The organism is Paucilactobacillus kaifaensis, assembly GCF_005405145.1.
GTDB lineage: Bacteria > Bacillota > Bacilli > Lactobacillales > Lactobacillaceae > Paucilactobacillus > Paucilactobacillus kaifaensis.
Genome location: NZ_BJDM01000013.1, coordinates 1 through 25,651, shown reverse-complemented (window position 1 = coordinate 25,651; position 25,651 = coordinate 1). Strand labels below are relative to the sequence as shown.

Genomic DNA, 25,651 nt, shown 5'->3' with positions numbered 1-25,651 from the left:
TTTTTCGTCAGTCTCACTCATCAGAATAGTGTTTAATTAAATTTGTTCATCCTTGCCACGACCAATAATTCGTACTTCGGTTTCCAAGTGAACCCCAAACTTGGCCAAAACGGTGGCTTGTACGTGAGCGATAACCTTTAAGTAATCAGTAGCAGTACCACCACCGATATTAATGATAAAACCGGCATGTTTCGTTGATACCTGGGCACCACCACTGGTGTAGCCCTGTAATCCAGCATCATGAATTAATTTCCCAGCAAAATAGCCAGTTGGTCGCTTGAATACACTCCCACAAGATGGCCATTCCAACGGTTGTTTACTTGCTCGCCGAGCGTTTAAATCATCCATTTGCTGTTTAATTTGTTCAAATGGAGCTGGTTGTAGCTTAAAGGTTGCTGCTAAAACAATCTCTCCTTGATGATCCTGAATATTACTATGCCGATAACCAAATTCAAGTTCATCGTTAGTAACATCAATCACTTCACCAGTAGCCGTCAAAACTGTTGCATATGCTAGTACATCTTTGATTTCGCCACCATATGCACCAGCATTCATAAATACGGCGCCACCGACACTACCAGGGATACCTGCTGCAAATTCAAGTCCGCTCAGTCTGGCCTCACAAGCCACCTTAGTAGCACTAATTAGTGCTGCGCCAGCCTGCGCAGTTACTTGGTTATCGTTAACCGTAATAGCTTTCATCGCAGTTAAAATAATGACCAAGCCTGCAATCCCACCATCACGAACAATTAAATTACTTGCATTACCAATCACTGTAATTGGTAGATTATGGTGGTTACCAAACTTAACCAGTTGTTTGACTTCTGTTACATTTTCAGGAAATGCCAGCCAGTCAGCGGGCCCACCGGTGTCAGTATTGGTATAATCGGCCAATGCTGCATTTTTTAAAATCTTAATATTAGTAAATGTTGTTTCCAATTCACTTTGCATACTAGCAGTCCTTTAAAATTATTCATTAATATACAATATTGTACCATGAAACCTTAACTGTAAAAATTAATTTACCTTTACTAATTAGAGCGGTGACCATTACAATGGGTACAGCGATTAATCATCAAGTTCAGGAGGCTCCTATTTTGAAATTTATTTCATGGAATGTTAATGGTATTCGTGCAGCAGTTACACATGATTTTATGGCAACTTTTAATCAGCTCAATGCAGATTTTTTCTGTATTCAGGAAACTAAATTGCAGGCTGGTCAAATTGAACTAGACCTTCCCGGTTATCATCAATTCTGGAATTATGCTCAAAAAAAAGGATATTCTGGAACTGCCATTTTTGCAAAACAAGCACCACTAAATGTTACCTACGGAATGAACATTGAAGACTATGATACTGAAGGACGTGTTATTACACTTGAATACGATCAATTTTATTTAGTTAATTGCTACACCCCTAACTCAGGTCAGCAACTCAAACGACTGGAATTTCGTGCTGGCTGGGACAAAGCCTTTAAAGATTATCTCAATTCATTGGCCCAACGAAAAAGCGTCTTAATTTGTGGTGATTTAAATGTTGCTCATGAGACAATCGACCTCAAAAACCCACAGAGTAATCACCATTCTGCTGGTTTTACAGATCAGGAAAGGCATCAATTCACCAAACTATTAGCCAGTGGTTTTACAGATACTTTTCGCCATTTTTACCCTGATTTAGCCGAAAAATATTCCTGGTGGTCTTACCGTTTTAACGCCCGTGATCGGAATGCTGGTTGGCGGATTGATTATTTTCTAACTTCCAGCAATCTGCAGGACCAATTAGATGATGCTAAAATTCACTCCGAAATTTTTGGATCAGATCATTGTCCGGTAGAACTTGATGTTGATTTATAGTAGCTAATTAAAAATAATTGCAATAAAACACACGTTCGCTTAAACTAGATATATTAATTTGAATAACAGGTGATTAAATGAATTTTGTAGCTATGGACTTTGAAACAGCTAGCGCTAAACGTTTTAGTGCGTGTTCGCTTGCGTTAACCATTGTCAGAAACGACCAAATTGTTGATGAATTTTATTCATTGATTAACCCCCAAACTGAATTTAGTTGGCGTAATACTCAGGTTCACGGATTAACCCAAGCTGATGTTGCAGATGCACCCACTTTTCCGACTGTCTGGGAACATGTGGGAAATTTCTTTGACCGTAATAAATTAGTTGTTGCGCACAATGCCCCATTTGATAATGGTGTATTGAAAAGTTGTTTAGATCACTATGGGTTAAATCAACCAATCTATCAGACTTTAGATACAGTTCGAACCAGTCGCAAGTTTTTTCCCGAATTTCCGAACCACAAGTTGAACACCGTTTGCGATCAACTAGAAATCGAACTCGATCATCATCACAACGCTTTAGATGACAGTCAAGCTTGTGCCAATATCCTATTATATCAAGAACAACATTTCGGTATTGAACCATTGAAACCATTTGTGAAAGTGTTGAAATAAAAAAACGTGATCAACAATTGCCATGCCTGGCTTGTTGATCACGTTTTTTGATAATTCATAAATTTAACTACCACTTTATAAAATATACTCCATCAGTAATGCTGGTAAAGTTGTCCCATGTTCACCAGCAACGCTAGTTTTTGCAGTAGTTGCAAACCCGACCTTTTGATATAACTTAACTGCGTTTTGGTTATCAGCGACCACCGTTAACGCCAGTTTATCTAATGAACTAAAGTTTTGTCCCCAATTGATAACTTCTTCCATCATTACCGTGCCTAACCCCTGATGCCAATAATTTTTTTGGACTGCAATTCCAACTTCGCCTGAACGTTGTTTTGAATTAGTCCTAGCTACAGTTACAATACCAATTGGATCATCTTGGTTCCAAGCTAATAAAACAAGGTTATCAGTTGTATTATTAATTTTTGCTAAATTATTTTTCTCTTCATCAACTGTTAGTTGTTCAAACCCATCTGTCACAGAAAACATTTTAGACTCAACTTGTAACAACCGTAATAGTGCGAGTACTTTTGCAGCATCAGCTGGTTCTGCAACTGCAAGACTAATTTCATTGTCCATATTGTTGCTCCAGCTGTGTCACAATTTGTTCAAAATGAGCACCATGCGGTTCTAATGAAAGAATCCGTGTGTCATCATTGTCAGTTCGCTCAAACTTGATTGCCAAATATTTTGCTGGTAGTTCATCTGCCACAAACTGGGCCCACTCAACGACACTAACTCCATCGCTATCAAAATATTCTTCTAACCCCAAATCAGCTCCGCCACCATTCTCAAGACGATAAACATCCATATGATAAAGTGGCAGTCGACCATCTTGATACTCACGAATAATCGTAAAGGTAGGACTTTTAATAACCGTCTTGATTCCTAAGCCAGCCGCTAACCCTTTTGTGAAAGTGGTTTTGCCTGCTCCTAAATCACCGTCCAATACCAGAACATCCCCAGCGCTAACTAAATCTGCCACTGATTTACCAAAATTGATTGTTGCGTCGCTACTCGTTAATGTTATTTTCATTTTATTCACCAAGTTTATTAAATAAAAAGCTGTGACAAACATTCCATTGCCATAGCCTTATTTTCTTTTATTCTACTGATTGTGCTGCTGTAATTAATGAAACTTTATAGACATCTTCTTCATTGCATCCTCGTGAAAGATCGGATACAGGCGCATTAAGTCCTTGTAAAATTGGACCAACTGCTTCAAAGCCACCCAAACGTTGTGCAATTTTGTACCCAATATTACCCGATTGTAAATCAGGAAAGACAAAGACATTGGCATGACCTGCTACAGCTGAGCCGGGTGCTTTTTGAGCACCAACACTCTCAACAAACGCCGCATCAAACTGAAGTTCTCCATCAAGGGGCAGGTCTGGTGCTAATTCATGTGCCATTTTAGCTGCATCAGCGACTTTAGTTACCATTTCACCTTTGGCAGATCCTTTGGTCGAAAAGCTTAAAAGTGCCACTTTAGGATCAATATCGAATAACTTAGCTGTCGTTGCACTTTGAACTGCTACTTCAGCCATTGCAGGTGCATCTAACTCAATGTTGATTGCACAGTCCGCAAATACAAATCGTTGGTCACCCTTTTGCATGATAAAAGCACCGCTGATACGTTTGCTTCCCGGCTTAGTTTTAATAATTTGTAATGCTGGCCGAACAGTATCGCCTGTTGGATGAACCGCACCAGAAACCATCCCATCTACCTTGTGCATGTAAACCAGCATGGTACCAAAGTAGCTAACATCCTTTAGCATTTCTGCAGCTTGTTCAGGAGTGTTCTTCCCTTTTCGTCGTTCAACCAACGCATCCAACATTGCCTGTTTGTCTGCATCAGGATATTCCTTTGGGTCAATGATTTGAACATTCGTCAAATCAAAACCATTTTTATCAGCTGTAGCCTTGATTTGATTTTTTTCACCTAACAAAACAGGTGTCAATAAGCCATCATTTTGTAACCGAATTGCTGCGCCTAAAATTCGTTCATCTTCACCTTCTGGGAAGACAATTGTCTTATTTTGACCTTTAATCTTTGCTGCTAAACCTGAAAATAAATCCATTTTTGCTGCCTCCAATTAATTAATTTGCGATATCGGTATCATCAACTGTCACGTGTTGAGGCAGTTGCCAATCAATTGGTGTCTCTCCCATTGCCTTGAGTGCTTCATTTGTTTTTGAAAACGGTTTGGAACCAAAAAATCCACGGTTAGCTGAAAACGGACTCGGATGCGGTGATTGCAACACAATATTTGTTTCCGTGTTAATCAACTCTATTTTAGCTTGTGCAGCTTTCCCCCATAAAATAAACACCACAGGCTCAGCACGCTTTGATAACGCAGCAATTGCTGCATCGGTTAATCTTTCCCAACCTTTACCACGATGTGAAAATGCCTGCCCATCCCGTACAGTTAAAACGGAATTAAGTAATAGCACCCCTTGTTTCGCCCATTTTTCAAGATATCCATGATTGACTGGTTCAAAACCCAAATCATTCTGAAGTTCTTTATAAATGTTTTGCAGCGAAGGTGGTATTTTAACACCTGGCAGAACTGAAAAGCTTAATCCATGTGCTTGATTCGGACCATGATACGGATCCTGGCCCAAAATAACAACCTTAACCTCATGAAATGGAGTCCATTCAAATGCTTCAAAAATATGATGCATTTCTGGATAGATGGTTTGATGTTTATACTCACCAACTAAAAAGTTATGTAGTGAAGCGTAATAGGCTTGATTAAATTCCGGCTGTAACACGTCCCACCAATCATTGTGGATAAATGGTTTCATTTAAAGCACCTCAGTCATTATTTTAGCATATTAATTTGTAAAATGATATTTCCTGCTAATAATAATAAAACATGGTAGAATGATCGTAAGTTGACATCGATCTGAAACGTGTTAATTCCATCCAACGTTCTGTGGGGCTAAGACAATTATGGGTCGTTCGCTAAGTTCGCGAACACCCCATAATTGTCTTAGCCTATAAAAGCTAACCGGATGAATTAACACTCTACTTTTAGGAGTGAGCCCAGTGAGAAAACTGTACATTCACCAACATTTGAATGATTTACGTGGTGCTACCGTGATTAAAGATGAAAATGGGGTCTCAACCTATTTACTCGTTGGTAAATGGGGGCTACGGCAAGATGTTTTATCACTGTACGCTATTGATGGTGATTTATTGGCAGAAATTAGACAACTAACTCTGGGAATTTTACCTAAATTTTCGATTTATCAAAATCACAAACAAATTGGAACCGTTGGAAAATCATTAGGCTTTTTACGAGAAGTCATTTATATCCGCGGCTTAAACTGGATTGTTGTTGGTAACACTCTCAAAGATAGTTATCGTGTTTATCATGGTACTCAATTAGTCTTTTCGTTCAAACCAGTTAAATTTACGAGTGGCTACTATCACGAAATCGCTGTCGTTGAGCAAGATTTAGAGCCGGTCGCAATTGTTGTTGCTAGTGTTTTAGATCATTGGGCACGGAAACAAGATCGGCAAACCAAAAAAGTTCGACAACGTCAACGTGGCATGCTGACTAATCCAACGCAAAATTTTTCGCAAAAAATAGATATTAGTGACCCAAAATAAATTATAATTGATTCATTTTTATTGATGAAACGTGTTCGTACCTGCAGAAGTCTACGTGTAACCAAAAAATCCCCTTCATCTAATTCATAAACCAAATTTTGCACTGTTTTGTTGATGAAACGTGTTCGCACCTGCAAAAGTCTACGTGTAACCCAAAAATCCCCCTCATCTAATTCATAAACCAAATTTCGCACTGTTTTGTTGATGAAACGTGTTCGCACCTGCAGAAGTCTACGTGTAACCTAAAAATCCCCTTCATCTAATTCATAAACCAAATTTCGCACTGTTTTGTTGATGAAACGTGTTCGCACCTGCAAAAGTCTACGTGTAACCCAAAAATCCCCTTCATCTAATTCATAAACCAAATTAGATAAAGGGGATTTTTGGGTTACACTCCGACTTCTATACGCAGGTGCTCACACTCTTATTTTTAATACTTTTTCATCACCCGTGCTATTTGTCGATCCTGTTCTCTTCGTTTTAAAGTTTCACGCTTATCATATTCGTGCTTACCTTTAGCAACTCCTAGTAACACCTTTGCATAGCCGTTCTTAATATATAGCTTTAGTGGGACTAGCGTAATTCCTTTGGTGCTTAGTTCGCCTGATAAACGCTTTATCTCTTTTTTGTGTAGTAACAACTTACGATTCCGTAATGGATCATGATTAAACTGATTTCCTTGATCGTATGGACTAATGTGCACATTCATTAACCAAACTTCACCGTTACGAACTTGTGCAAACCCATCACGCAAATTAACTCGTTTATCACGAATTGCTTTAATTTCAGTTCCAGTCAGTACAATCCCAGCTTCATAAGTTGATTCAATTGAATAATCATGACGCGCTTTTTTATTTTGCGCCATTAAATTATCGTTAGCTTGCTTTTGTTTCGCCAACTTAATCACCTCATCTGTGATTTGAATTTTTAGTTGGTCGCTGATTGTCGCGGCGCCGTGCTTGACCACGATTAATCTGACGATGGTTAGTATGCCCTGCTTCATGGTTTGAGCTACGTTGATTATGACCATTATGATTTCGATTACCACCACGGTGGTCGTCTGAACGTGGTACTCGTAGCTTAGTTGTTGGAGCTGCCTTAGGATCCACTAACTCAAAATCAACTTCACGTTGATCTTTATCAACCCTAAGTAATTTAACTTGAATTGGTTGACCAATTTGGAAAATTCGGTGATATTTGCGACCAACTAATGCCATATGCTTTTCAACATATTCGTAATAGTCATCCTGCATTGCACTAATATGCACGAGCCCTTCAACAGTGTTAGGTAGTGCAACAAACAAGCCAAATTTCATTACTGAGCTGACCACTGCTTCGAACGTTTCACCAACATGGTCTTCCATATATTCAGCTTTTTTCATGCTGTCAACATCACGTTCTGTGTCAATTCCACGACGCTCAGCAACTGAAGTATGCTCAGCAATCTCAGGTAACTTCTCTTCGTACTTAGCCTTAGCTTCAGCACCTGTTCCATGCTTAGCGTACCACTTAATTAACCGGTGCACAGTAGTATCTGGATAACGTCGAATAGGTGAAGTGAAGTGAGTATAGAACTCTGCCCCTAAACCAAAGTGACCCAATGATTGGTCGGAATACTTAGCTTGCTTCATACTACGAAGCATCATTGTCTGGACCATTTGTTCTTCTGGCTCACCAGCTACTTCTTTCAACACATTCTGCAACATTTTTGGCTTTAGATTATTTACATCCCCATGAACCGTATGACCAAAGACACTTAAAAATTCAAAAAATGTCTTAACACGTTCACCATCTGGGGTTTCATGGATTCGATATAAAAATGGTACGTGTAAATGCTTGAAATGTTCAGCCACCGTTTCATTTGCAGCTAACATAAATGATTCAATCATTCGTTCTGATAAACCACGATCACGCAGCTCAATATCAGTGGGATGACCTTGATCATCAACAATAATTTTTGCTTCTGGTGCATCAAAATCGATTGCACCACGGCGCTTACGATTTTTTAGTAATGCTCGATGTAGTTCAGCCATGTCTTCAAACATTGGGACTAATTCTTTATATTGTTCTCGTGTTTTTTCATCGTGGGCCTCTAAAATAGCATTGACCGCTTTATAAGTCATTCGTGCATGTGATTTCATGACACTAGGGAAAATGCGTTCTTTTACCACTTTTCCTTCAGGAGTAATTTCCATTTCACAACTCATTGATAGTCGTTCAACACCTGGATTTAACGAACAAATCCCATTAGACAAACGTCTTGGCAGCATTGGGATAACACGATCAGTTAGATAAACTGAAGTCCCACGCTTATACGCCTCCTGATCAAGTGGTGTATTCTCAGGAACATAGTGACTAACATCAGCAATATGAACACCCAAATGATAATTACCATTATCTAATTTCCAAGCAACAACAGCATCATCTAAATCCTTAGATTCAATACTATCAATGGTGACCAACGGTTGATCAGTGATATCAACTCTACCTTTTTTCTCAGCATCACTGATAGATTCTTCAATTTTGTCCGCTTGTTCAATCACTTCTTGTGGAAACTCATGAGGAACATCGTGCGCATAAACCACTGATAAAATATCAATACCAGGCTGGTCCTTATCACCAATTACCTCTTTAGCAATCCCAACCATTGTCTTTGGTTTTGTGTCAGTTGGATATGTAACCACATCAGCGGTCACGATTTCACCTTCTGATGGATGCAAGCCCCCATCAGTTACCATAAACTTATAACTAGCGATTTTTTTGTCTTTAAGTACGACTTCACCAATATAGCCATCAGTGCTGTCTGCTTTAAATTCACCAACTACTTGCTCGTAACGATGTGTAATAATCTTAGTGACCTGGCCCTCTGGCCCTCGACTATCTCCCGGGCGAGCAGGACGGACAATATCAACAGATACTTCGTCACCATTTAATGCGTGCTTAGTATGGTCTGGGTTAATATAAATATCTGGTTCATCTGGATCATATGCAACAAATCCAAATCCCTTGTCATTACCATGAAATACACCGGTTAAAATTGGCTTTTCTGGAATAGCTTGAAACTCGCCACGATCGGTTACTTCAACTTCATGCTCGCGTTCTAACTGTGCCAACGCCTGAACGATTTGTGTAAATTGGTCTGCATCATTCATATTAATTGCTGTGGCCAGTTTTTCAGCTGAAAAACTAACTTCAGCATTATTGCGCAAATGTTCTCTAATTGTTTGTTTTAATTTTATAATTTCTGTCATTTTCTACCTCAAAATATTCTTGTTAAATAGTTTTTTACATCTTGTTCCAATTCGTGATGAGCACTGTTTACCGTGAGCACATGACTAGCGTCAGGATAGAAATTAAAATCTACCACTTTACCAAGCTGTTCCAACCTTTGTTGAAGCAACACACTTGATTGATCACTAATCATTTCATCATGGCCACCCTGCCCAATAAAGAACGGTGTTTTAATCTTGTCTAAATTTTCAGCAACTGTTTCAGTGTATATTTCAATGGCCTTTAACTGATCATGAACATGGATTTTAATCCAGTCAATCTTTGCCTGCTCAGGTTCCAAGTTAGACTGTTGTTGATACTGTGCTCGTGCCATTTTAGGAAACATCTTGGCAACATTAGTTTTTCCCGCTTTAATAACCGGCGAACTAAATGTGCCCCCACCGACAAGTCCTAGTTCTTCTTCTAGTGCCTTAGTGGCAAAGATACCACCTAGTGAAAGACCAAAAATTGCAATCTGATTGTAGCCTTGAGAACGAACATACCCTATGGCCTCTTTCGTATCTTGCCACCATTGTTGGGGTGATCCAAGCCGCAATATATCTTGTGGATCATCAGTTGCATGTCCCGTTAAAATTGGAGCATACACAGAATAATCATCTTTCTCCAAATAACGAGCTAGAAGTCGCATATCATTACTATTACTAGCATAGGCATGCAACAAAACAACAGCTTTAGGACCATGGCGAAAGAAAAAAGGTGTCGGTTTTTGTAACATAAAGTCACTCCCTAAAATAAAAGTGTGAATACGGGCGTTTATGTATCGTGGACTAAGGCATTAATGACAACCAACAAATACTAGTACCATATTTACTAATTCTCATTAATGATCTAGCCCACGACCCCGGTTCAAAAATTCATTCTATCCTTACATCAAAAAAACCCTCCTGTGATATAAAATCCAGGAGGTTGATTTAATCTAATGTGAAGATAGATACACTAACGCTAGTGCTAGCAGGAAGAAAATTGCACCAAAAACAGTTGTCGCAATTTGCATCACTGCTTCAAATCCACGTGCTTTTCTTCGTGAGAATAAGTCACCAGCACCACCAGTCAATGCTGACATAGCGTCTGAATTATTTTTAGCTGGTTGCATCATCACACATACAATCAAAATCACACTTACAATTAAAAATACCGTTAATAATAAATTATACAAGGAAAAATCCTCCTAATTTTGCCCGTTACATATCCTGAATATTCTAACATATTTAAGCAACCTATTCTAGTCTTAATTATCCGACGCTGTTTGAGCAGCAGAGACTACCCTTGTAAAGGCAACTTGGCGCTGATTTGGCGCAACAGAAACTACTAGTGTATCGCCACCACGAATTACTGTATCCCCGTGTGGAACAATATCACGTTCTCCACGATGAATTGAGGTCACTAGACATCCTTTAGGCCAATCAAAGTCACGAACCTGTTGACCGTCTAATCTTGATCCCATAAAAACAGTAGTTTGTAAAGTGGTCACCTGGTCACTGTTAATCAATTCTGTTCGCTTAATTAATTTATTTAACAACGATTCGTAGATCGGAGCACCACCTAACAAATCAACAACAGTGAACGCCACAATCGAGACTACCGCTAATGGCATCAAATGTCCCAGTGACCCGACCATTTCGGTAATCAATAGAATTGCGGTAAATGGTGCTTTTCCTATTCCTGCAAAATAACCGGCCATTGCATAAATAATAAAGTTAGATACCAAATTCGCATTTAACCAACCCATGCTGACCATCATTTGACTATACAATCCTCCGATTACGGCACCAATTGTTAGAATCGGTAAAAAAATACCACCAGGTAACATCGATCCATAGCTCACCATTGAAAAAACAAAACGCAATATTAGCAAGCTGCCAAAAACTGCAATAGACGGATTATGCTGCGCGATTTGGACAATTAATCCATTACCACCACCCAAAGTGTTGGGCCAAAACCAGCCAACTATGACTACTAAAACAAACGGGATCACAGGATACCATGCCGGTTTAATACCTTTTAACTTACCAAACCATACCGGCAAATGTAATAACGTCATTTGATAAACCCGCCCCAATAAGCCTAATACAATTCCTAAGATAATTAAATGACCATATTGATTTAATGGTAACGATTGGGAATAAGTAATATGCAGTACAGGTGTTAAACCAAAAAAATTTAGCGAAACAAAGTTAGCAGTTAATGCACTCACTAACGCAGAAATCCAAACTAAAGGAGAAAAATTATGATAAACTTCCTCTAATATGAACAGTGTACTGGCAATTGGTGCGTTAAAAGCTGCTGAAAGTCCTGCTGCAGCACCACTTGCAATTGAAACCCGCCGATTGACTTGATCATCATGTTTTATTTCTGCAAATCCTTGACCGATCGTCGCTCCTAATTGAATCGATGGACCTTCTCGACCTAAAAATAGACCTGATCCAATTGACAAGATACCACCAAAAAATTTCCGCCACAATACTGGCCACCACGATTCCTCATAGCTACCTGCTAGTTGGCCCTCAATCTGTGGAATTCCGGATCCTTGAACAGCAGGATACCGTTGCACCATTTTTCCAAGTAATAGTGCCAACAAAACTGAAGCGATCACCCACGGGATCAACAACCAATAGTTTTGATGCATGGTTTCGTAGGCAAATTTAACAAACCGCAATCCATATTCAATTGTCAAACGAAACAAACTCACCACTAGTCCAGCAGCTAGTCCAATGAACAGTCCTCGAATAATCTGCATAAATCTAGTTGAATCAAATTTCAATTTCAATGTTTTCGCCTACCGTTTTAAATTAACTATTAGTTTAGCACAACAAGCCTTCTTAGATTTAGTTTGTTCTGCTTATTCTTGATCAAACGTGCAAACAACCACAACTGTCTACCGTATAACATATAAAAACGCTAACCTATTCATAGTTCGAATAGGTTAGCGTTTTTATATGTTATACCACGACAGTTACCCCGTGGTCGTTTGCGCTCTATTTATTTAAAGCGTCTTTACGTGCTTGTTCGCTTAAGTTGTAGAATGAGTTGATACCTTTATATTCAGCAACTGATTCTGTTAATTGATCTTCAATTCTCATCAATTGGTTATACTTAGCAATACGATCTGTTCGGCTCATTGAACCAGTCTTAATCTGGCCTGCATTAGTAGCAACAACTAAGTCAGCAATAGTTGTATCTTCTGTTTCACCTGAGCGGTGAGAAACAATGGCTGTGTAGCCAGCTTCCTTAGCCATTTCAATTGCTTCAACTGTTTCTGTCAAAGTTCCAATTTGGTTAACCTTGATTAGGATTGAGTTAGCAGCACCCATCTTGATACCTTTTGCAAGGTAGTCAGTGTTTGTAACAAAGAAGTCATCACCAACAAGTTGAACTTTCTTACCAAGTTCCTTAGTGATGTCAGCCCAGTCTTCCCAATTGTTTTCGTCAATTGGATCTTCAATTGAAATAATTGGGTATTTAGCAGCCAAACCTTCAAGGTACTTAACGAAGTCAGGAGTAGCCATTTCTTCGCCAGTTGACCAACGTAACTTGTACTGCTTAGTATCGTTGTCCCAAAGTTCTGAAGCAGCAACGTCAATTGCAATTGCAACGTCCTTACCAGGCTTGTAGCCGGCTGTTTCAATGGCTTTAACCAAGTATTGAAGTGGTTCTTCATTGTTAGCGAAGTCAGGCGCAAATCCACCTTCATCACCAACTGAAGTTGCTTTGCCATCAGCAGCAAGTAGCTTCTTCAATGTATGGAAAGTTTCTGAACCCATTCGAATAGCTTCCTTGATAGAATCAGCACCAACAGGCATGATCATAAATTCTTGGAAATCTACTTTGTTATCTGAATGTGCACCACCATTAATAACGTTCATCATTGGTGTTGGCAATACGTGAGCATTAAATCCGCCAAGGTAGTTGTATAATGGTTGTTCTAATTCGTCAGCAGCGGCACGAGCAGCGGCAATAGAAACACCTAAAATAGCGTTAGCGCCTAATTTACCTTTGTTTGGTGTACCGTCAAGTTTGATCATCGCTTTGTCAATTGCAACTTGGTCAGTTACTTCATAACCAACAATTTCTTTAGCGATTACATCGTTAACATTGGCAACGGCTTTTTGAACACCCTTACCCATATAACGGTTTTTGTCGCCATCGCGTAATTCAACAGCTTCATGTTCACCAGTTGAGGCACCTGAAGGAACAATTCCGCGACCAGCGGCTCCTGCTTCAGTATATAATTCAACTTCAACGGTTGGGTTACCACGTGAGTCTAAGACTTCGCGTGCATAAATATCTGTAATTAATGACATTTGATGATTCTCTCCTCTGTTTTTAAAAGTTTAGATCAGTTCCTGTTTTATTGTATTATTTTGTGTATTCAAATACAAGTCATTTCCACTTAGATAATGTTACACCTTTTGATAATTTGCTAACTGTAAAAATGATTCAGCTGCTAAACTAGCATTGCCAACCAAGACACCGTCAATATTTGGTTTTGCCATAATCTCAGCAATGTTATCTGGCTTCACACTCCCACCATAAAGGACTCGAATATGATTAGCTAATTCATCATTGTAAACATCTGCAATTGTTTGCCGAATGAGGTAGCATCCCTCTTCAGCTTGGTCAGAGCTCGCGCTCTGCCCGGTTCCAATCGCCCAGCTTGGCTCGTATGCCACCGTAACTGTCTTCATTTGTTCTTCAGTTAGACCACGTAAATCGGCCATGATTTGACTAACTACCCAGTGAATTTTATCGCCAGCTGCTTGACGTCCCATTGTTTCATCACAACAAACAATGGGTTTTAAGTCATTATCAATTGCTGCCAGTACTTTTTTATTAATTACCTCATCAGATTCATGAAAGTAAAGTCGTCGCTCGGAATGACCCAAAATGACATAATTAACGCCAATCTCTTTCAATACAGCTGGGCTAATTTCACCAGTATAAGCTCCCTCATTTTCATAGAAACAGTTTTCACCCACAATTCTTAGTGGGCTCCCTTTTGCTGCAGCCACCATCGACTGGAGTACTATCGCTGGAGCAGCAACTGCAGTTTCAACTTGGGTCGGATCAGGAAGGTTGTCATACACGGCGCGTACAAATTCAATTGATTCTTTCGCCGTTTTATTCATTTTCCAATTACCCGCAATAAACGGAATTCTCATCACTGGACCTCCTCAATTTCAATTACACATCACATTCTACTCAATTAGTGTTTGAAAGGCCAATGATGTCCATTAATAAATACGGAATTCTCATCACTTATAATTTCTAGTCAAAAGTTTTAGAGGTTAAATGCACTACCTAGTTGTTTTATTAAAAGTAACGTCGGACTTATGAATTAAGTTTACAGTCTTACTTCCGTCCCCATGATTATTCAAATACTTTACAATCTCATCAAGAGAAGTAACTTCTTTAGCAGAAATACTACTAAAATCAGTCTGTTTATCAATCATATAAATTGCAACTTTTCCTTTTTTGGTAATGGTAAATAGTGGTGTATCTCCACTTGGTGTACTTTGATTCGTTACAATAAAAGTAGTTTGATCTAAATCTGAATCTAATAAATTTAAATCATTTGCGCGTTCAATGGTATTAATTGAAACGCCACTTTTCTGCACCCCATCAAATGACCAGTACCCTTTAGCCATTGCGTAGTATGTGATCGCGCCTCCTACAGATTGAGTTGTTGAAAGTGAGTTGGCTGTTAATTTGACCGAGTTTGAAACAGCTTTACTGTGGTCGCCTTTTTTTATTGTCTTTTTAATAGCCGATTTTTTTATTTGCGTAGGCCCAGTGCTCTCGTTTGTATTCACGTTTCCTTCATTTAAGCTTCGACCAACAAGAAAAGCCAATATCACTGCAATAATTAAGCTAAATGTGATCAACACTCTTTTATACTTTTGCTTTATCAACTTTGATCCAACTTTCTAACGGTCATCTTCAATTGTTGCATTATTAGCAATACTGTTTACTTCATCAACTGCATTCACATCGTTTATATAAGCAACAATTTCACTAAGCGAAGCTGTCTTTTGTGGCACAATATGATTTTCATCATCGAAGTCATCAAATTCATATATATTAACATTAGTGCCACCATTTAACGTGTAAAAATATACACCACCACTACCCGTATCTGCCATTTGAATATCATATTGAACATTGTCATCTCCAGGCGCCGTCAAATTCCAATCATCATTCGTAATCTCTTCAAAAGCCTGTAAATAATTCTCCGTTGTAAAGTTGAAGCTCCAATAACCATGTGCATCTGCATAGTAAGCAATTGCCGCAGCTGTCTGATTAGGTGTTAATGATGACGCATTTAGTTGATTCTTTGGAGACGAGCTTGATGTCGCAACAGAAGAATTAGCTGAACTGGAATCATCTTTTTTTGTCGATTTTCTTTTATGTTTAGTTTTGTTGGTAGAAACAGAATTTTCTTTATTGGTTGCTGTATCCACGGTCCCACCACTAACGCTATGCCAAACGAAAAAGACTAATACTAACAACAAAACAATAATAATTGCTATAATAATTGATCTTTTCCGTTTGCTCTTTTTTGGTGGACGCTGCTGACTTGGAAAGTTAGTTTGCTCTAAATCATTATTACTGTCCTTGCCGGTTGTTCGGCTTTCATTTCTTACCTGTTTATTTTGGTCATACGCCTGCCAATATTCCTTTAAATTGTACCCACAAAAGGGACAAAATTCAGGTTCGTTAGAGAGTTGTTTGCAACAGTTCGGGCAAAACTTTGCTTTGTGATCCATTCATAAATCCTGCTTTCGTTTTTTATATTTAATAGTTTTTTATATTTAATAATAGTGAGCGTCTCCTGGAAAATCATTCAGGCCATCTGGATAGGCTACCCATACCGTACCTTCATCCATAAATTCCCATGCACCATCTAAGCCATGATATGTTGTGATTTCCTGTGCGTATGGATTCATTCCTGCACGCTTTAGTTGTTCAGCAGCCTTCTTCTCAGTAAACTGCGCATTGTTATTACTAACGCTATTTTTCGTTTTGGGACGACTTGTTTTTGAATTATTAATTGATTTTGCTTTATCTGATTTGGTTAGCTTAGCAGGATAACTGTTACCATTTGAGTAGTACCCCACTAAAAAGGAAACACCCACTAAGAAAAAAACGACTAATATTTGCATCACCCTGATTGTAGGCAACACCTTAGTTTCTTTTACCCCAGCAATACTTTGATTATTGCCCACATTGGTCAAATTTAATTCAAAACCACACTGAGGACAAAATCTCGGTTTACCAATAATTTCATCTCCACAATTAGGGCAGAATTTAGTTTGTTCAGCCATTTTTATTCCCCGCATTCCGTTGTGTCAACTATAACTAAAATTGCTGCATTAATTTTTGCCGTAGTTCAATTGCTTTATCAAGATCAACATTTGCAACAAACAAATCATAATTTCTCATAGCTGAAGTATCAAAACCAATATGAACAATTAAACGATGCTGATACCAGTAGTAAATCCAAAACCCACCAATGACAAGAGCTAGCAATCCAAAGAAAGATGATGTTGAAAATAGAAAAAAAGAAACAACAATCAGTGCTAACGACCACATCGGAAATTTTTGAGACACTGTCTGTGCATTGATTGCGTTTATTTTGTTTAACGCAATCACCGTACCATTAATCGAAATATAATTTTCTGTAACCTCAATGTCATATTCGCCGCCACCAACTTTATGCAATACCTGTATAAAATTCATATCAATTCCCCACTTTTATAAAGTAAAAGATAATCAACATAATCGTCGGTTATCTTTATCCCTGATCTCACAATAAAATTAATTAATTGCGTCGACGCCTAATACTCATTATCCCAAATCCAAGCATCGAAGCAAACATTCCCATGAACCCTATCTTTTCAAATTCGTTACCTGAGTCACCAGTTTGTGGTAGTTTAGTATTCTTTTTTGCCCGATATTCAGCACGGGTCATTAGTGTGTTCGTTTCGCTAACAGGTTCTAATACACCCTTATTTTCCCCGCTAACAATAGCTAACGTCTGACCAGCATACTCTGCGCTATCCTGTTGTGCATTATTACGTGCTACAGTTATTTCTGTACTTGAGCTTTCTTCTGAGGACACGCTTGTAGCTGAAGCAACAGTACTACTTGAGACCTCACTGGACGAACTAGTTTCACTTGCATTTGAAGCTGCCGAACTTCCAGCAGATGTTGCTGAACTATTAGCTGAGCTTGCAGAAGATGAAGCACTTGAAGCTGCTGAACTATTATTAGATGAAGCTGAACTTCCGGCAGATGATGCTGAGCTTTCATTACCACTTGCGGAAGATGATGCTGAACTTGAGGCACTAGATGATGAACTGCCTGCAGAACTTGAAGCCGAACTTCCATTATTGCTATCGCTACCAGTATCAACTGGCTCTGCTCCAGGATTCAATGCATCTACTTCAGTTTGTAACTTGTTTTGCAAAGCTGTTAACTGTGTAGATAATTTGTTCGCGAGTGTCAATACTTTACTACCATTTGACAATACTTGATTATCAATTGCAGATTCTTGATCACTCTTCAATTGATTTAACTTAGCTTGTGAATCACTTACTGCTTTATTATAAGCTGTGGTTTGACTGTTCTTTAAATCACTTAATGCTTTATCTGCTTTCGCTTTAGCTGTTTCATAAGCACTATTATCTCCACTTGAAGGTAATTGCTTAGCAGCCGGTGTATCATTTACTACACTCTTTCCAGTACTACCTGAATCAGCATTGAAATTCAAAATCCAAGTATCTAATGTACTATTATATTCAACTGAGAAAGCACCATTACCACTTTCAAATCCAGACTTACTACCATTACTTAAGAAAATATTTCGATGACCCCAATCAGATCCACCATCAGCATTTAACATGTTTTCAAGAGATACAGCTGCTGAATTCATCAAATCTAACATTGATAAGTAACCCTTTGTTCCTTGCATCTGAGCTACATTGATTCCACCTAAACATTCTGCTAATGGTCCAACGTTATTATCATTAGCAGCTTGATTCATTGCTGTTTGATCATGATTCATTTGACCAGTTGTGAGTGTCGTACCACGTTCAATCGCAGCTGCTAACATTGCAGATGTTGAATTTAAATCCTTAATTCCAAGTGCTTCACGATATTGATTCAACAATTTCATTAAATATGTGTTCAATTCAGTTTGTTGTGCACTAGTCAATTTACCATTAACAATAATATCACTAGCAGCATATTCTGGAATTTGACTATTCTTAACAGTTCCATCATCTTTAATAGTTCTCATCGAAATATCAATATTTGTATCATATAATTGATTATCATTTAATGTTGGTAAACTAGGAATTAAATAATTACCATTCCATGCTTTAGTATTAGCATCTGTATGAGTAACAATATTTGAGTAAGTTCCAGTCTGTTCCACATAACTTAGAGTACCACCATCACCAGCTTCACCAGCAGTTGCACTTTGTTGTGGGATTGCAGCTAGTGAATTAGCAGCTGATTGACTCGCAGCTTCATATGCCGCACTTTGTTGTGCTTTCAATGCCGCATTACTTGCAGCTGCACTTTGTTGTGCTGCTTAATATGCTGCACTATTTGCTGCCTTTTGTGCAGCTACTTCATTAGCTAATTCATTTTGATAATTTGCTACGCTTTCACTATTTGCTGCACTTTGACTTGCAACTTCTTGAGCTGCAGAACTTTGCGCCGCCTCATATGCAGCCTCTGAGTTATTCCAATCAGACAATTGTTGCTGATAATCAGTTGCAGAAGATGATTGCACACCTGCTTGAGCTACCACTGAAGCATGCACATCAGGAACTGAACTTGTTAATACCATTCCTCCAGCTAGAGTAGCAGATGCAATTAAGGCACTTACCCAAACTTTTCCATCCTTATATAATTTTTTTCGCTCAATTAATTCGCTTTTCGCTTTCATTTTTATAACTCCTCCAAATAATAAAAAAAATAGTTTTATAACTTATATGATATATCACTTAAAAAATATTTCAATCGGTATTGCTAATTTATTATGTAATAATTTTATTTCCGCTACTGAAAAATCAGTCTTACCTCTAATTTTTCGATTAGTTGTAGATAGTGTTTTTCCTATTATATTAGCAACTGTTTGCTGTTTGATTCCATTTTCTTTTAAAAATCCAGCAACTGGATACTTTGCATTTTTTATTTTATTTCCATTCATAATTTCATTCCTCATTTTTGTATCATATACGTTATATTAATCCTCAACAATTTTATCTGCAATATATTTTTCTAATAAATAGCCCTTTTTTGTCGCTAATCGTTATAAAATTGTCGTATCACAACATATTTTATTGACTGGGGATGAAACTAATCTTTGATGCAATACAACTCAACCAATTATTTGGGCAGGAATTACATAACAAACGAAAACTACATCATCTGTCAACACACGAATTATCTACTAGACTGCAAAACACGTACAATATTTCCGTAAGTGCAATGACAATTTCTCGCGTAGAACGAGGAAGTGTAGTTTCATCTGATAAATTATTTGCTTTAGCACGATTTTTGGATATAAATTTGAACGATTTTATTAACTATCTACCAGCTCCCGATGAAGAGACAGAATAGATTAAATAAAAAAAGAGCAGTTCACAAAACATTGTGAACTGCTCTTTTAAAAATATTATGTTTAAATCAAATCTACAACACCATCATTTTTAATAGCTGCATTGAAAATAATTAATTATTATAAAAAATCCTTAACCCACCCCTTAGGCCGAGTTAAGGATTTTTCAAAATTCATTAATCTAACAGTTTACTTGTTAGAAATTGCTGCAATTCCAGGTAACGTCTTTCCTTCAAGATATTCAAGGGAAGCACCACCACCGGTTGAAATATGAGTCAAACGATCAGCAACACCTAATTGTTGCACAGCAGCAGTTGAATCACCACCACCAACAATTGTAGTTGCATCTGATAATGTTCCCAAGAATTTACCAATTTCAAGTGTTCCTTGCGCATAATTACTCATTTCGAAGACACCCATTGGTCCGTTCCAAACAACTGTCTTGGCATCCTTGAGGACACTTTCAAATAGTTCCACTGACTTAGGTCCAATATCAAGGGCCATGTAGCCATCAGGAATATCATTTTCGACTACTTTGCTTTCAACATCGTTACTGAACTTTTCAGCTACGACTGAATCGATTGGTAATACAAGCTTGTCGCCAGCTTTTTCGATAATTTCCTTAGCCAACTCAATCTTGTCTTCTTCAACTAATGAATTACCAATTTTGATTCCTTTAGCAGCATAAAATGTATATGTCATTCCGCCACCGATGATAACTTTGTCAGCTTTGCTCAACAAATTGTCGATAACACCAATTTTATCTGAAACCTTGGCACCACCTAAAATGGCAACAAATGGGTGAGCAGGATTATCAACAGCACCACCGATAAATTTGATTTCCTTTTCCATCAAGAACCCAGCAGCTGCTTGATTCATGTTAGCAGAAATACCAACGTTAGATGCATGTGCACGGTGAGCAGTACCAAACGCATCATTTACGAATACATCACCTAATGAAGCCCAGTACTTGCCTAATTCAGGATCATTACCGGATTCGCGTTTAACATATTCACCATCTTTAACATCTTCATAACGAGTATTTTCCATAACAAGAACTTCACCATTTTGTAACTTAGCAATGGCATCTTCAAGTTGTTTTCCTTCTGTTATTGGGACAAAAGTAACTGGTTTGTTTAATAAATTAGAAAGTCGTTCAGCAACGGGACGCATCGATAGTCCTGGCTTGTCTTCTTCCTTCTTCACACGACCAAGATGTGATAGTAAAATAGCACGGCCACCATGTTCAAGGACGTATTTGATAGTTGGTAAAGCAGCCACAATTCGGTTATCATTACCAATCATACCATCTTTGATGGGAACATTAAAATCAACCCGCATCAAAACTTTTTTGCCTTCAAGCTGTAAATCTTCAACAGTTAATTTAGCCATTTGATTTTCCTCCTATTGATTCAAACAAAAAGTGAGAGGAGTTATCCTCCTCCCACCTTTCATGAAGCCTGTCATAAAATTACAAAATTAAAGTGTGGCAAACTTCAATAGTGTACGGATCATGTTACTTGTGAAACCATATTCGTTATCATACCAAGCAACAGTCTTAACTAGCTGAGTATCACCAGCAGTTGTAACTTCTGTTTGTGAAGGATCAAATACTGAACCATGTGTGTTACCAATGATATCGCTTGATACGATTTCATCTTCAGTGTAACCATATGCTTCGTTACCTTCAGTATGTTTCTTCATTGATGCATTGATTTCGTCAACTGTAACCTTCTTGTCAAGAACAGTAACTAATTCAGTCAATGAACCATCAACAACAGCAACCCGTTGTGCGTGTCCTTGCATCTTACCCTTCAATTCTGGGACAACTAAACCAATAGCCTTAGCAGCACCAGTTGAATGAGGAATTGTGTTAACACTAGCAGTACGGTTACTACGCATCTTGCTTCCACGAGGTCCATCAAGAATCATTTGTGTTGAAGTAAATGCGTGAACAGTTGTCATTGTTCCTGCCTTAACACCAAAGTCTTCATTTAAGAAGTAAGCCATTGGTGCTAAACAGTTTGTTGTACATGAACCAGCAGAAACGATCGTGTCGTCGCCGTTAAGGATGTCCAAGTTAACACCTGGAACAACTGTCTTAATATCACCAGCTGGAGCTGAGATCAAGACACGTTTTGCACCGGCATCAATATGTGCTTGTGACTTTTCTTTTGATGTATAGAATCCTGTACATTCAAGAACAAAGTCAACGCCGTCATTCTTAACCCAAGGAATATCACGTGCGTCACGTTCTGCATAAACTGGGTATTCTTTTCCGTCAACAACGATTCCACTTTCAGTGGCGCTAACTTCACCAGGGAATGCACCGTGAGTTGAATCATACTTCAATAAGTAAGCCAACATTGAAGGTGTTGTTAAGTCATTGATAGCGACCACTTCAATATCATTTGAGCTTGCGCCAAGTTCGTGAATTCGACGGAAAGCTAAACGACCGATACGGCCGAAACCATTAATACCAATTTTTACAGTCATACTGCAATTTCCTCCTTTAGGAAAATAAGTTTAGTTTTTAAAACGTACTTGTTAAGTATATCACGCTAACGAAAAATATGACAGATTCTACCCAAAAAATTCTAAGTTAAAAGTGACACCATTTAGTCAACATTCAGAAAACAAATACATCTCACTACGCTACATATGATAACGAAAAATGATGCATTAGTCTAATGAATTGCCTAAATTTATTAGAGAATAATTATGAACTTTTTGTGAAAACGTTATCAATGCTATTTTATCAATATTATTTTTATTACATTAATCTAATCAAAATAAAGTGGAAAATTCGTACTGCTAATACTTTTGTTCCCCTACTCTATTTTTCTTGTAATTTATCCCTAAATCCGCTATCATAAATTATTGTATTGCGCCCTTAGTGTAATGGATCGCACGTGAGATTCCGGTTCTTGAGATCCGGGTTCGACTCCCGGGGGGCGCATTTGTTTTATCGTCCTAAACACCTGTACATTCAAGGACTTAGGAGTTTTTTAGATTACTGTCATCTATAGAACATTAAAAAACAGATTCTGAGTATTTTCTAGAATCTGTCTTTTTTATCACCTAGATTAGTTCTCACGACTTTCAGCATACTTAGTTTTAATATAGTCTGCTGAAATCTGTAATTTCTTTAACTCTTCTTTTGTTAGTTCTAATTGTAATTGCTCCACTACTCCATCGCGACCAACAATCGCTGGATAAGAAAGATAAGTGCCATACTCTTCACGATAGTTCGAAACAGGTAACTCAGTTAAAGCATTATTGATAATCGTATTAGCAAGTAAAACCGCTGCAGTTGCAACACCGTAATTTGTATATTTTTTGCCATGGAAAACTCGATGACCACCAACTTTGGCTTCGTTATCAAGTGCATCTAAATCAAGATTCTCTTTCTTAGCAATTTCTGTAATTGGTTTTCCAAGTACGCGGACAGTTGACCAGGCAGTAAATTGAGAGTTTCCGTGTTCACCAAGGTTATATCCAACCACCGAACGTGGGTCAATATTTAATTGCTCTGAAACAGCACGCTTCATTCTGGCAGAATCAAGTAGTGTTCCTGTCCCCAATACATGATTTTTAGGCAGGCCAGTTACCTCTTGGTAGATTGACGTAATCACATCAACCGGATTAGTGATCGCAACAATCTTACCACTAAAGCCGGAATCTTTGATTTGTTGTGCCACTTTACGCACCTCAACACGGGTAAATGGTAGTTCAGCAAAGCGATCATCATTTGCATTATCCTGCAATTTAATGTTTCCCAGTGCTGAGATAATCACATCAGCATCTTTTAATTCAGCATAATCATTAACAAAAATATTTGTATGGAAAGGTAAATTAGGCATGGCATCCTGAAAATCAGTTGCATCAGCGACTACCTTATCTTTGTTTGTATCAATTAGTACTAAATCATCAGCAAAGCCATTTGCAACAATATAATGTGCCACAGTTGAGCCGACGTTTCCCATTCCGATTACAGCAATTTTTCTTGCCATTTTTCCATCCCCTAAGTTTACTAAAAATTTGAATTCAATTAATATTCTAACCTTTTTCTAATAATTAATAAAGCTTATTTCGAGTTAACTGCAAATAAAAAATCCGCCAAGTTAATGGTGGATTTCAGTTACTTATTTGGCCGGTTTTTCTTTAGCCCATTTACGTAGATCTTCAATTTTCTTTTCTTTTAATGCTCGCTTGTATTTCGGAGCAACTGGACGGCGGCCTTGAACGCCATGTGGATGTGCCTTACGCATAAAAATTGCCTCCTTATTTTATTTCTTCGTTAATAAACAACGCTTTTCATTATATCGGTTAAACTCCAATAAAGCAATACCTTTGTTAAATTATCTTTTTTGATAGCTAAGCCAAGATATATTAGCTATACCAATTATAGCAATTAACATTAATTAGCCTCAGTTTATCTCTTAAATAAAGCTTTATAAAATAGTTGACAAATAGACCAATAATATTTATGATAATCATATCGTCAAATTAACTGACGACTTAAACTTATTATTAAACGATTAACTAATCACTTAGGAGGTGTAACTATGCTTGATAACACAGCTAGTGAAGCCAAAGTATTCGCTCAATTAGATGAACTCAAGAATAGCGGACGAAATGATGATCGTTTTCAACTGGATCAAGAATGTGCCCAAAAAGAGTTAGCATGGTTAAGCGAATCTTTAGACAAATAAAAGAATACCCAAAATAAGGAACCACAACAGCGTATAGCATTGTTGTGGTTCCTTATTTATTTACCGTGCGCCCGCGTTAAAAAACCGCTATAATATGGTTGATCATTATTGGCGGATAAAATATTTGACCTTTATTGACCAACGCGGTACACTACATTTACACGTTTAGCAAACACAAACGCTAAGTGCTAATTAAGGAGGCAACTAACTATGAATTTAGTTCCAACAGTCATTGAACAATCATCTCGTGGTGAACGTGCTTATGATATTTACTCACGACTTTTAAAAGACCGGATCATCATGCTTTCTGGCCCAATTGAAGACGACATGGCTAATTCAATCGTCGCTCAATTGCTATTCTTAGATGCGCAAGATTCCACTAAGGACATTTACCTTTACATCAACTCTCCTGGTGGCGTGGTCACATCTGGAATGTCAATTTACGACACGATGAATTTTATCAAATCAGATGTCCAAACGATCGTTACTGGAATGGCTGCATCAATGGCCAGTGTTTTGGTTTCATCAGGAACCAAAGGTAAACGATTTGGTCTACCACATTCTCAAGTCTTAATTCACCAACCATCTGGTGGTGCTCAGGGACAACAGACTGAAATCGAAATTGCGGCTACAGAAATTTTGAAGACTCGTAAGATGATCAACGAGATTTTAGCTGACAATTCTGGTCAACCAATCGAACGAATTAACACTGATACAGAGCGTGACCATTACCTATCAGCCCAAGAAGCTGTTGATTACGGTCTGTTAGACGGTATTATGGAAAACAGTAAAGATTTAAAGAAGTAATTTAAAAAGCTCATTATTTGAGTTCTAAATAAAAAATCGTCGAGATGCACTAGGCCCTGTCAAGTTGACAGATGAAATAATAAAAAATTGAATCTGTTTCTAAGCGGCTTCATTCCAGTATT

At 38.0% G+C, this 25,651-nt stretch carries 29 protein-coding genes and 1 tRNA gene; 7 read left to right on the top strand and 23 right to left on the bottom strand.

Translation table 11 applies throughout. The features are described from left to right. Positions 1-36 precede the first annotated feature (36 nt). Positions 37-951, bottom strand: a complete 915-nt coding sequence (murB, locus tag FFM51_RS06340; protein WP_137597799.1) for a UDP-N-acetylmuramate dehydrogenase — start codon at positions 949-951, stop codon at positions 37-39. A gap of 146 nt (positions 952-1,097) precedes the next feature. Here murB and FFM51_RS06335 point away from each other — a divergent pair, with 146 nt between their 5' ends. Together FFM51_RS06335 and FFM51_RS06330 are read left to right on the top strand one after the other, a co-directional pair. Then, a complete protein-coding gene (locus FFM51_RS06335) occupies positions 1,098-1,853 on the top strand; it encodes an exodeoxyribonuclease III (protein ID WP_137597798.1) in 756 nt (251 codons plus the stop codon). Between the two features lie 77 nt (positions 1,854-1,930). Then, on the top strand, positions 1,931-2,467 hold the full coding sequence (locus FFM51_RS06330) for a 3'-5' exonuclease (RefSeq protein WP_137597797.1): 537 nt from the start codon (positions 1,931-1,933) through the stop codon (positions 2,465-2,467). 75 nt (positions 2,468-2,542) lie between these two features. On the opposite strand, the gene FFM51_RS06325 is transcribed toward FFM51_RS06330, so the two are convergent. From FFM51_RS06325 to FFM51_RS06310, 4 genes are read right to left on the bottom strand one after another with little or no spacing between them, the layout of a single operon-like run. Continuing rightward, complete coding sequence (locus tag FFM51_RS06325; RefSeq protein ID WP_137597796.1) at positions 2,543-3,046, bottom strand: GNAT family N-acetyltransferase; 504 nt, start codon at positions 3,044-3,046, stop codon at positions 2,543-2,545. Next, on the bottom strand, positions 3,036-3,512 hold the full coding sequence (tsaE, locus tag FFM51_RS06320) for a tRNA (adenosine(37)-N6)-threonylcarbamoyltransferase complex ATPase subunit type 1 TsaE (RefSeq protein WP_414691956.1): 477 nt from the start codon (positions 3,510-3,512) through the stop codon (positions 3,036-3,038). The genes FFM51_RS06325 and tsaE overlap by 11 nt, the downstream gene beginning before the upstream one ends. A gap of 58 nt (positions 3,513-3,570) precedes the next feature. Then, a complete protein-coding gene (gene pta, locus FFM51_RS06315; RefSeq protein WP_137597794.1) occupies positions 3,571-4,548 on the bottom strand; it encodes a phosphate acetyltransferase in 978 nt (325 codons plus the stop codon). Between the two features lie 19 nt (positions 4,549-4,567). Next, positions 4,568-5,275 (bottom strand): uracil-DNA glycosylase, encoded by a 708-nt coding sequence (locus FFM51_RS06310; RefSeq protein ID WP_137597793.1) that lies wholly within the window; start codon positions 5,273-5,275, stop codon positions 4,568-4,570. A 244-nt stretch (positions 5,276-5,519) separates the two neighbouring features. Between FFM51_RS06310 and FFM51_RS06305 the strand changes: the two genes are divergently transcribed. Then, positions 5,520-6,086, top strand: a complete 567-nt coding sequence (locus tag FFM51_RS06305) for an LURP-one-related/scramblase family protein (RefSeq protein WP_179950448.1) — start codon at positions 5,520-5,522, stop codon at positions 6,084-6,086. A 430-nt stretch (positions 6,087-6,516) separates the two neighbouring features. Here the strand turns inward: FFM51_RS06305 and smpB are convergent, their stop codons facing one another. The 14 genes from smpB to FFM51_RS06235 all read right to left on the bottom strand — a co-directional run bounded on the left by smpB (position 6,517) and on the right by FFM51_RS06235 (position 19,596). Further along, complete coding sequence (smpB, locus tag FFM51_RS06300; RefSeq protein ID WP_414691955.1) at positions 6,517-6,984, bottom strand: SsrA-binding protein SmpB; 468 nt, start codon at positions 6,982-6,984, stop codon at positions 6,517-6,519. Positions 6,985-6,994: 10 nt separating this feature from the next. Then, a complete protein-coding gene (gene rnr / locus FFM51_RS06295; protein WP_137597792.1) occupies positions 6,995-9,337 on the bottom strand; it encodes a ribonuclease R in 2,343 nt (780 codons plus the stop codon). Between the two features lie 8 nt (positions 9,338-9,345). Next, on the bottom strand, positions 9,346-10,092 hold the full coding sequence (locus FFM51_RS06290; RefSeq protein ID WP_137597791.1) for an alpha/beta hydrolase: 747 nt from the start codon (positions 10,090-10,092) through the stop codon (positions 9,346-9,348). A 201-nt stretch (positions 10,093-10,293) separates the two neighbouring features. Further along, positions 10,294-10,533 carry a preprotein translocase subunit SecG gene (gene secG, locus FFM51_RS06285; RefSeq protein ID WP_137597790.1) on the bottom strand — a complete coding sequence of 80 codons (240 nt, stop codon included), beginning with the start codon at positions 10,531-10,533 and terminating at the stop codon, positions 10,294-10,296. A gap of 72 nt (positions 10,534-10,605) precedes the next feature. After that, positions 10,606-12,114 (bottom strand): ClC family H(+)/Cl(-) exchange transporter, encoded by a 1,509-nt coding sequence (locus tag FFM51_RS06280; protein WP_137597829.1) that lies wholly within the window; start codon positions 12,112-12,114, stop codon positions 10,606-10,608. A gap of 238 nt (positions 12,115-12,352) precedes the next feature. Next, positions 12,353-13,678 (bottom strand): phosphopyruvate hydratase, encoded by a 1,326-nt coding sequence (gene eno, locus FFM51_RS06275; RefSeq protein ID WP_137597789.1) that lies wholly within the window; start codon positions 13,676-13,678, stop codon positions 12,353-12,355. Positions 13,679-13,777: 99 nt separating this feature from the next. After that, positions 13,778-14,536 carry a triose-phosphate isomerase gene (tpiA, locus tag FFM51_RS06270; protein WP_137597788.1) on the bottom strand — a complete coding sequence of 253 codons (759 nt, stop codon included), beginning with the start codon at positions 14,534-14,536 and terminating at the stop codon, positions 13,778-13,780. Positions 14,537-14,671: 135 nt separating this feature from the next. Beyond that, positions 14,672-15,187 carry a hypothetical protein gene (locus FFM51_RS06265; protein WP_137597787.1) on the bottom strand — a complete coding sequence of 172 codons (516 nt, stop codon included), beginning with the start codon at positions 15,185-15,187 and terminating at the stop codon, positions 14,672-14,674. Between the two features lie 114 nt (positions 15,188-15,301). Further along, the gene (locus tag FFM51_RS06260) at positions 15,302-16,141 is read right to left on the bottom strand and encodes a zinc ribbon domain-containing protein (RefSeq protein ID WP_137597786.1); all 840 of its coding nucleotides are present in this window, start codon (positions 16,139-16,141) and stop codon (positions 15,302-15,304) included. 45 nt (positions 16,142-16,186) lie between these two features. Next, complete coding sequence (locus FFM51_RS06255) at positions 16,187-16,699, bottom strand: zinc ribbon domain-containing protein (protein ID WP_137597785.1); 513 nt, start codon at positions 16,697-16,699, stop codon at positions 16,187-16,189. 34 nt (positions 16,700-16,733) lie between these two features. After that, positions 16,734-17,114 carry a DUF6232 family protein gene (locus FFM51_RS06250; protein ID WP_137597784.1) on the bottom strand — a complete coding sequence of 127 codons (381 nt, stop codon included), beginning with the start codon at positions 17,112-17,114 and terminating at the stop codon, positions 16,734-16,736. 82 nt (positions 17,115-17,196) lie between these two features. Then, the gene (locus FFM51_RS06245; RefSeq protein WP_137597783.1) at positions 17,197-18,936 is read right to left on the bottom strand and encodes an SEC10/PgrA surface exclusion domain-containing protein; all 1,740 of its coding nucleotides are present in this window, start codon (positions 18,934-18,936) and stop codon (positions 17,197-17,199) included. A gap of 36 nt (positions 18,937-18,972) precedes the next feature. Next, positions 18,973-19,332, bottom strand: a complete 360-nt coding sequence (locus FFM51_RS06240) for a KxYKxGKxW signal peptide domain-containing protein (RefSeq protein WP_137597782.1) — start codon at positions 19,330-19,332, stop codon at positions 18,973-18,975. A 54-nt stretch (positions 19,333-19,386) separates the two neighbouring features. Continuing rightward, positions 19,387-19,596, bottom strand: a complete 210-nt coding sequence (locus FFM51_RS06235) for a helix-turn-helix transcriptional regulator (RefSeq protein ID WP_137597781.1) — start codon at positions 19,594-19,596, stop codon at positions 19,387-19,389. A 143-nt stretch (positions 19,597-19,739) separates the two neighbouring features. Here FFM51_RS06235 and FFM51_RS06230 point away from each other — a divergent pair, with 143 nt between their 5' ends. Next, the gene (locus FFM51_RS06230; RefSeq protein WP_137597780.1) at positions 19,740-20,009 is read left to right on the top strand and encodes a helix-turn-helix domain-containing protein; all 270 of its coding nucleotides are present in this window, start codon (positions 19,740-19,742) and stop codon (positions 20,007-20,009) included. Positions 20,010-20,196: 187 nt separating this feature from the next. On the opposite strand, the gene FFM51_RS06225 is transcribed toward FFM51_RS06230, so the two are convergent. Both FFM51_RS06225 and gap read right to left on the bottom strand, forming a co-directional pair. Further along, on the bottom strand, positions 20,197-21,399 hold the full coding sequence (locus tag FFM51_RS06225; RefSeq protein ID WP_137597779.1) for a phosphoglycerate kinase: 1,203 nt from the start codon (positions 21,397-21,399) through the stop codon (positions 20,197-20,199). Positions 21,400-21,486: 87 nt separating this feature from the next. Next, positions 21,487-22,503, bottom strand: a complete 1,017-nt coding sequence (gene gap / locus FFM51_RS06220; protein ID WP_137597778.1) for a type I glyceraldehyde-3-phosphate dehydrogenase — start codon at positions 22,501-22,503, stop codon at positions 21,487-21,489. A 391-nt stretch (positions 22,504-22,894) separates the two neighbouring features. Between gap and FFM51_RS06215 the strand changes: the two genes are divergently transcribed. After that, positions 22,895-22,966, top strand: a tRNA-Arg gene (locus FFM51_RS06215). Between the two features lie 127 nt (positions 22,967-23,093). Here the strand turns inward: FFM51_RS06215 and FFM51_RS06210 are convergent. Together FFM51_RS06210 and FFM51_RS08920 are read right to left on the bottom strand one after the other, a co-directional pair. Then, a complete protein-coding gene (locus tag FFM51_RS06210) occupies positions 23,094-24,020 on the bottom strand; it encodes an L-lactate dehydrogenase (protein ID WP_137597777.1) in 927 nt (308 codons plus the stop codon). A 132-nt stretch (positions 24,021-24,152) separates the two neighbouring features. Continuing rightward, positions 24,153-24,278 carry a hypothetical protein gene (locus FFM51_RS08920; protein WP_263386062.1) on the bottom strand — a complete coding sequence of 42 codons (126 nt, stop codon included), beginning with the start codon at positions 24,276-24,278 and terminating at the stop codon, positions 24,153-24,155. A gap of 297 nt (positions 24,279-24,575) precedes the next feature. On the opposite strand from FFM51_RS08920, the gene FFM51_RS08810 reads away from it, so the two are divergent. Next, the gene (locus FFM51_RS08810; RefSeq protein WP_170999582.1) at positions 24,576-24,722 is read left to right on the top strand and encodes a hypothetical protein; all 147 of its coding nucleotides are present in this window, start codon (positions 24,576-24,578) and stop codon (positions 24,720-24,722) included. A 210-nt stretch (positions 24,723-24,932) separates the two neighbouring features. Beyond that, positions 24,933-25,529 (top strand): ATP-dependent Clp endopeptidase proteolytic subunit ClpP, encoded by a 597-nt coding sequence (clpP, locus tag FFM51_RS06205; RefSeq protein ID WP_137597776.1) that lies wholly within the window; start codon positions 24,933-24,935, stop codon positions 25,527-25,529. Positions 25,530-25,651 lie beyond the last annotated feature (122 nt).

Excerpts from the sequence above, each read along its gene's own strand:
- FFM51_RS06235 (WP_137597781.1), bottom strand. The coding sequence starts at position 19,596 with ATGAATGGAAATAAAATAAAAAATGCAAAGTATCCAGTTGCTGGATTT.
- FFM51_RS06260 (WP_137597786.1), bottom strand. The coding sequence starts at position 16,141 with ATGGATCACAAAGCAAAGTTTTGCCCGAACTGTTGCAAACAACTCTCT.
- rnr (WP_137597792.1), bottom strand. The coding sequence starts at position 9,337 with ATGACAGAAATTATAAAATTAAAACAAACAATTAGAGAACATTTGCGC.
- eno (WP_137597789.1), bottom strand. The coding sequence starts at position 13,678 with ATGTCATTAATTACAGATATTTATGCACGCGAAGTCTTAGACTCACGT.
- murB (WP_137597799.1), bottom strand. The coding sequence starts at position 951 with ATGCAAAGTGAATTGGAAACAACATTTACTAATATTAAGATTTTAAAA.
- FFM51_RS06280 (WP_137597829.1), bottom strand. The coding sequence starts at position 12,114 with ATGCAGATTATTCGAGGACTGTTCATTGGACTAGCTGCTGGACTAGTG.
- FFM51_RS06310 (WP_137597793.1), bottom strand. The coding sequence starts at position 5,275 with ATGAAACCATTTATCCACAATGATTGGTGGGACGTGTTACAGCCGGAA.
- FFM51_RS08920 (WP_263386062.1), bottom strand. The coding sequence starts at position 24,278 with ATGCGTAAGGCACATCCACATGGCGTTCAAGGCCGCCGTCCAGTTGCT.
- FFM51_RS06325 (WP_137597796.1), bottom strand. The coding sequence starts at position 3,046 with ATGGACAATGAAATTAGTCTTGCAGTTGCAGAACCAGCTGATGCTGCA.
- FFM51_RS06330 (WP_137597797.1), top strand. The coding sequence starts at position 1,931 with ATGAATTTTGTAGCTATGGACTTTGAAACAGCTAGCGCTAAACGTTTT.
- FFM51_RS06250 (WP_137597784.1), bottom strand. The coding sequence starts at position 17,114 with ATGAATTTTATACAGGTATTGCATAAAGTTGGTGGCGGCGAATATGAC.
- FFM51_RS06225 (WP_137597779.1), bottom strand. The coding sequence starts at position 21,399 with ATGGCTAAATTAACTGTTGAAGATTTACAGCTTGAAGGCAAAAAAGTT.
- tpiA (WP_137597788.1), bottom strand. The coding sequence starts at position 14,536 with ATGAGAATTCCGTTTATTGCGGGTAATTGGAAAATGAATAAAACGGCG.
- FFM51_RS06230 (WP_137597780.1), top strand. The coding sequence starts at position 19,740 with ATGAAACTAATCTTTGATGCAATACAACTCAACCAATTATTTGGGCAG.
- FFM51_RS06240 (WP_137597782.1), bottom strand. The coding sequence starts at position 19,332 with ATGAAAGCGAAAAGCGAATTAATTGAGCGAAAAAAATTATATAAGGAT.
- pta (WP_137597794.1), bottom strand. The coding sequence starts at position 4,548 with ATGGATTTATTTTCAGGTTTAGCAGCAAAGATTAAAGGTCAAAATAAG.
- FFM51_RS06210 (WP_137597777.1), bottom strand. The coding sequence starts at position 24,020 with ATGGCAAGAAAAATTGCTGTAATCGGAATGGGAAACGTCGGCTCAACT.
- FFM51_RS06290 (WP_137597791.1), bottom strand. The coding sequence starts at position 10,092 with ATGTTACAAAAACCGACACCTTTTTTCTTTCGCCATGGTCCTAAAGCT.
- FFM51_RS08810 (WP_170999582.1), top strand. The coding sequence starts at position 24,576 with ATGCTTGATAACACAGCTAGTGAAGCCAAAGTATTCGCTCAATTAGAT.
- clpP (WP_137597776.1), top strand. The coding sequence starts at position 24,933 with ATGAATTTAGTTCCAACAGTCATTGAACAATCATCTCGTGGTGAACGT.
- gap (WP_137597778.1), bottom strand. The coding sequence starts at position 22,503 with ATGACTGTAAAAATTGGTATTAATGGTTTCGGCCGTATCGGTCGTTTA.
- FFM51_RS06255 (WP_137597785.1), bottom strand. The coding sequence starts at position 16,699 with ATGGCTGAACAAACTAAATTCTGCCCTAATTGTGGAGATGAAATTATT.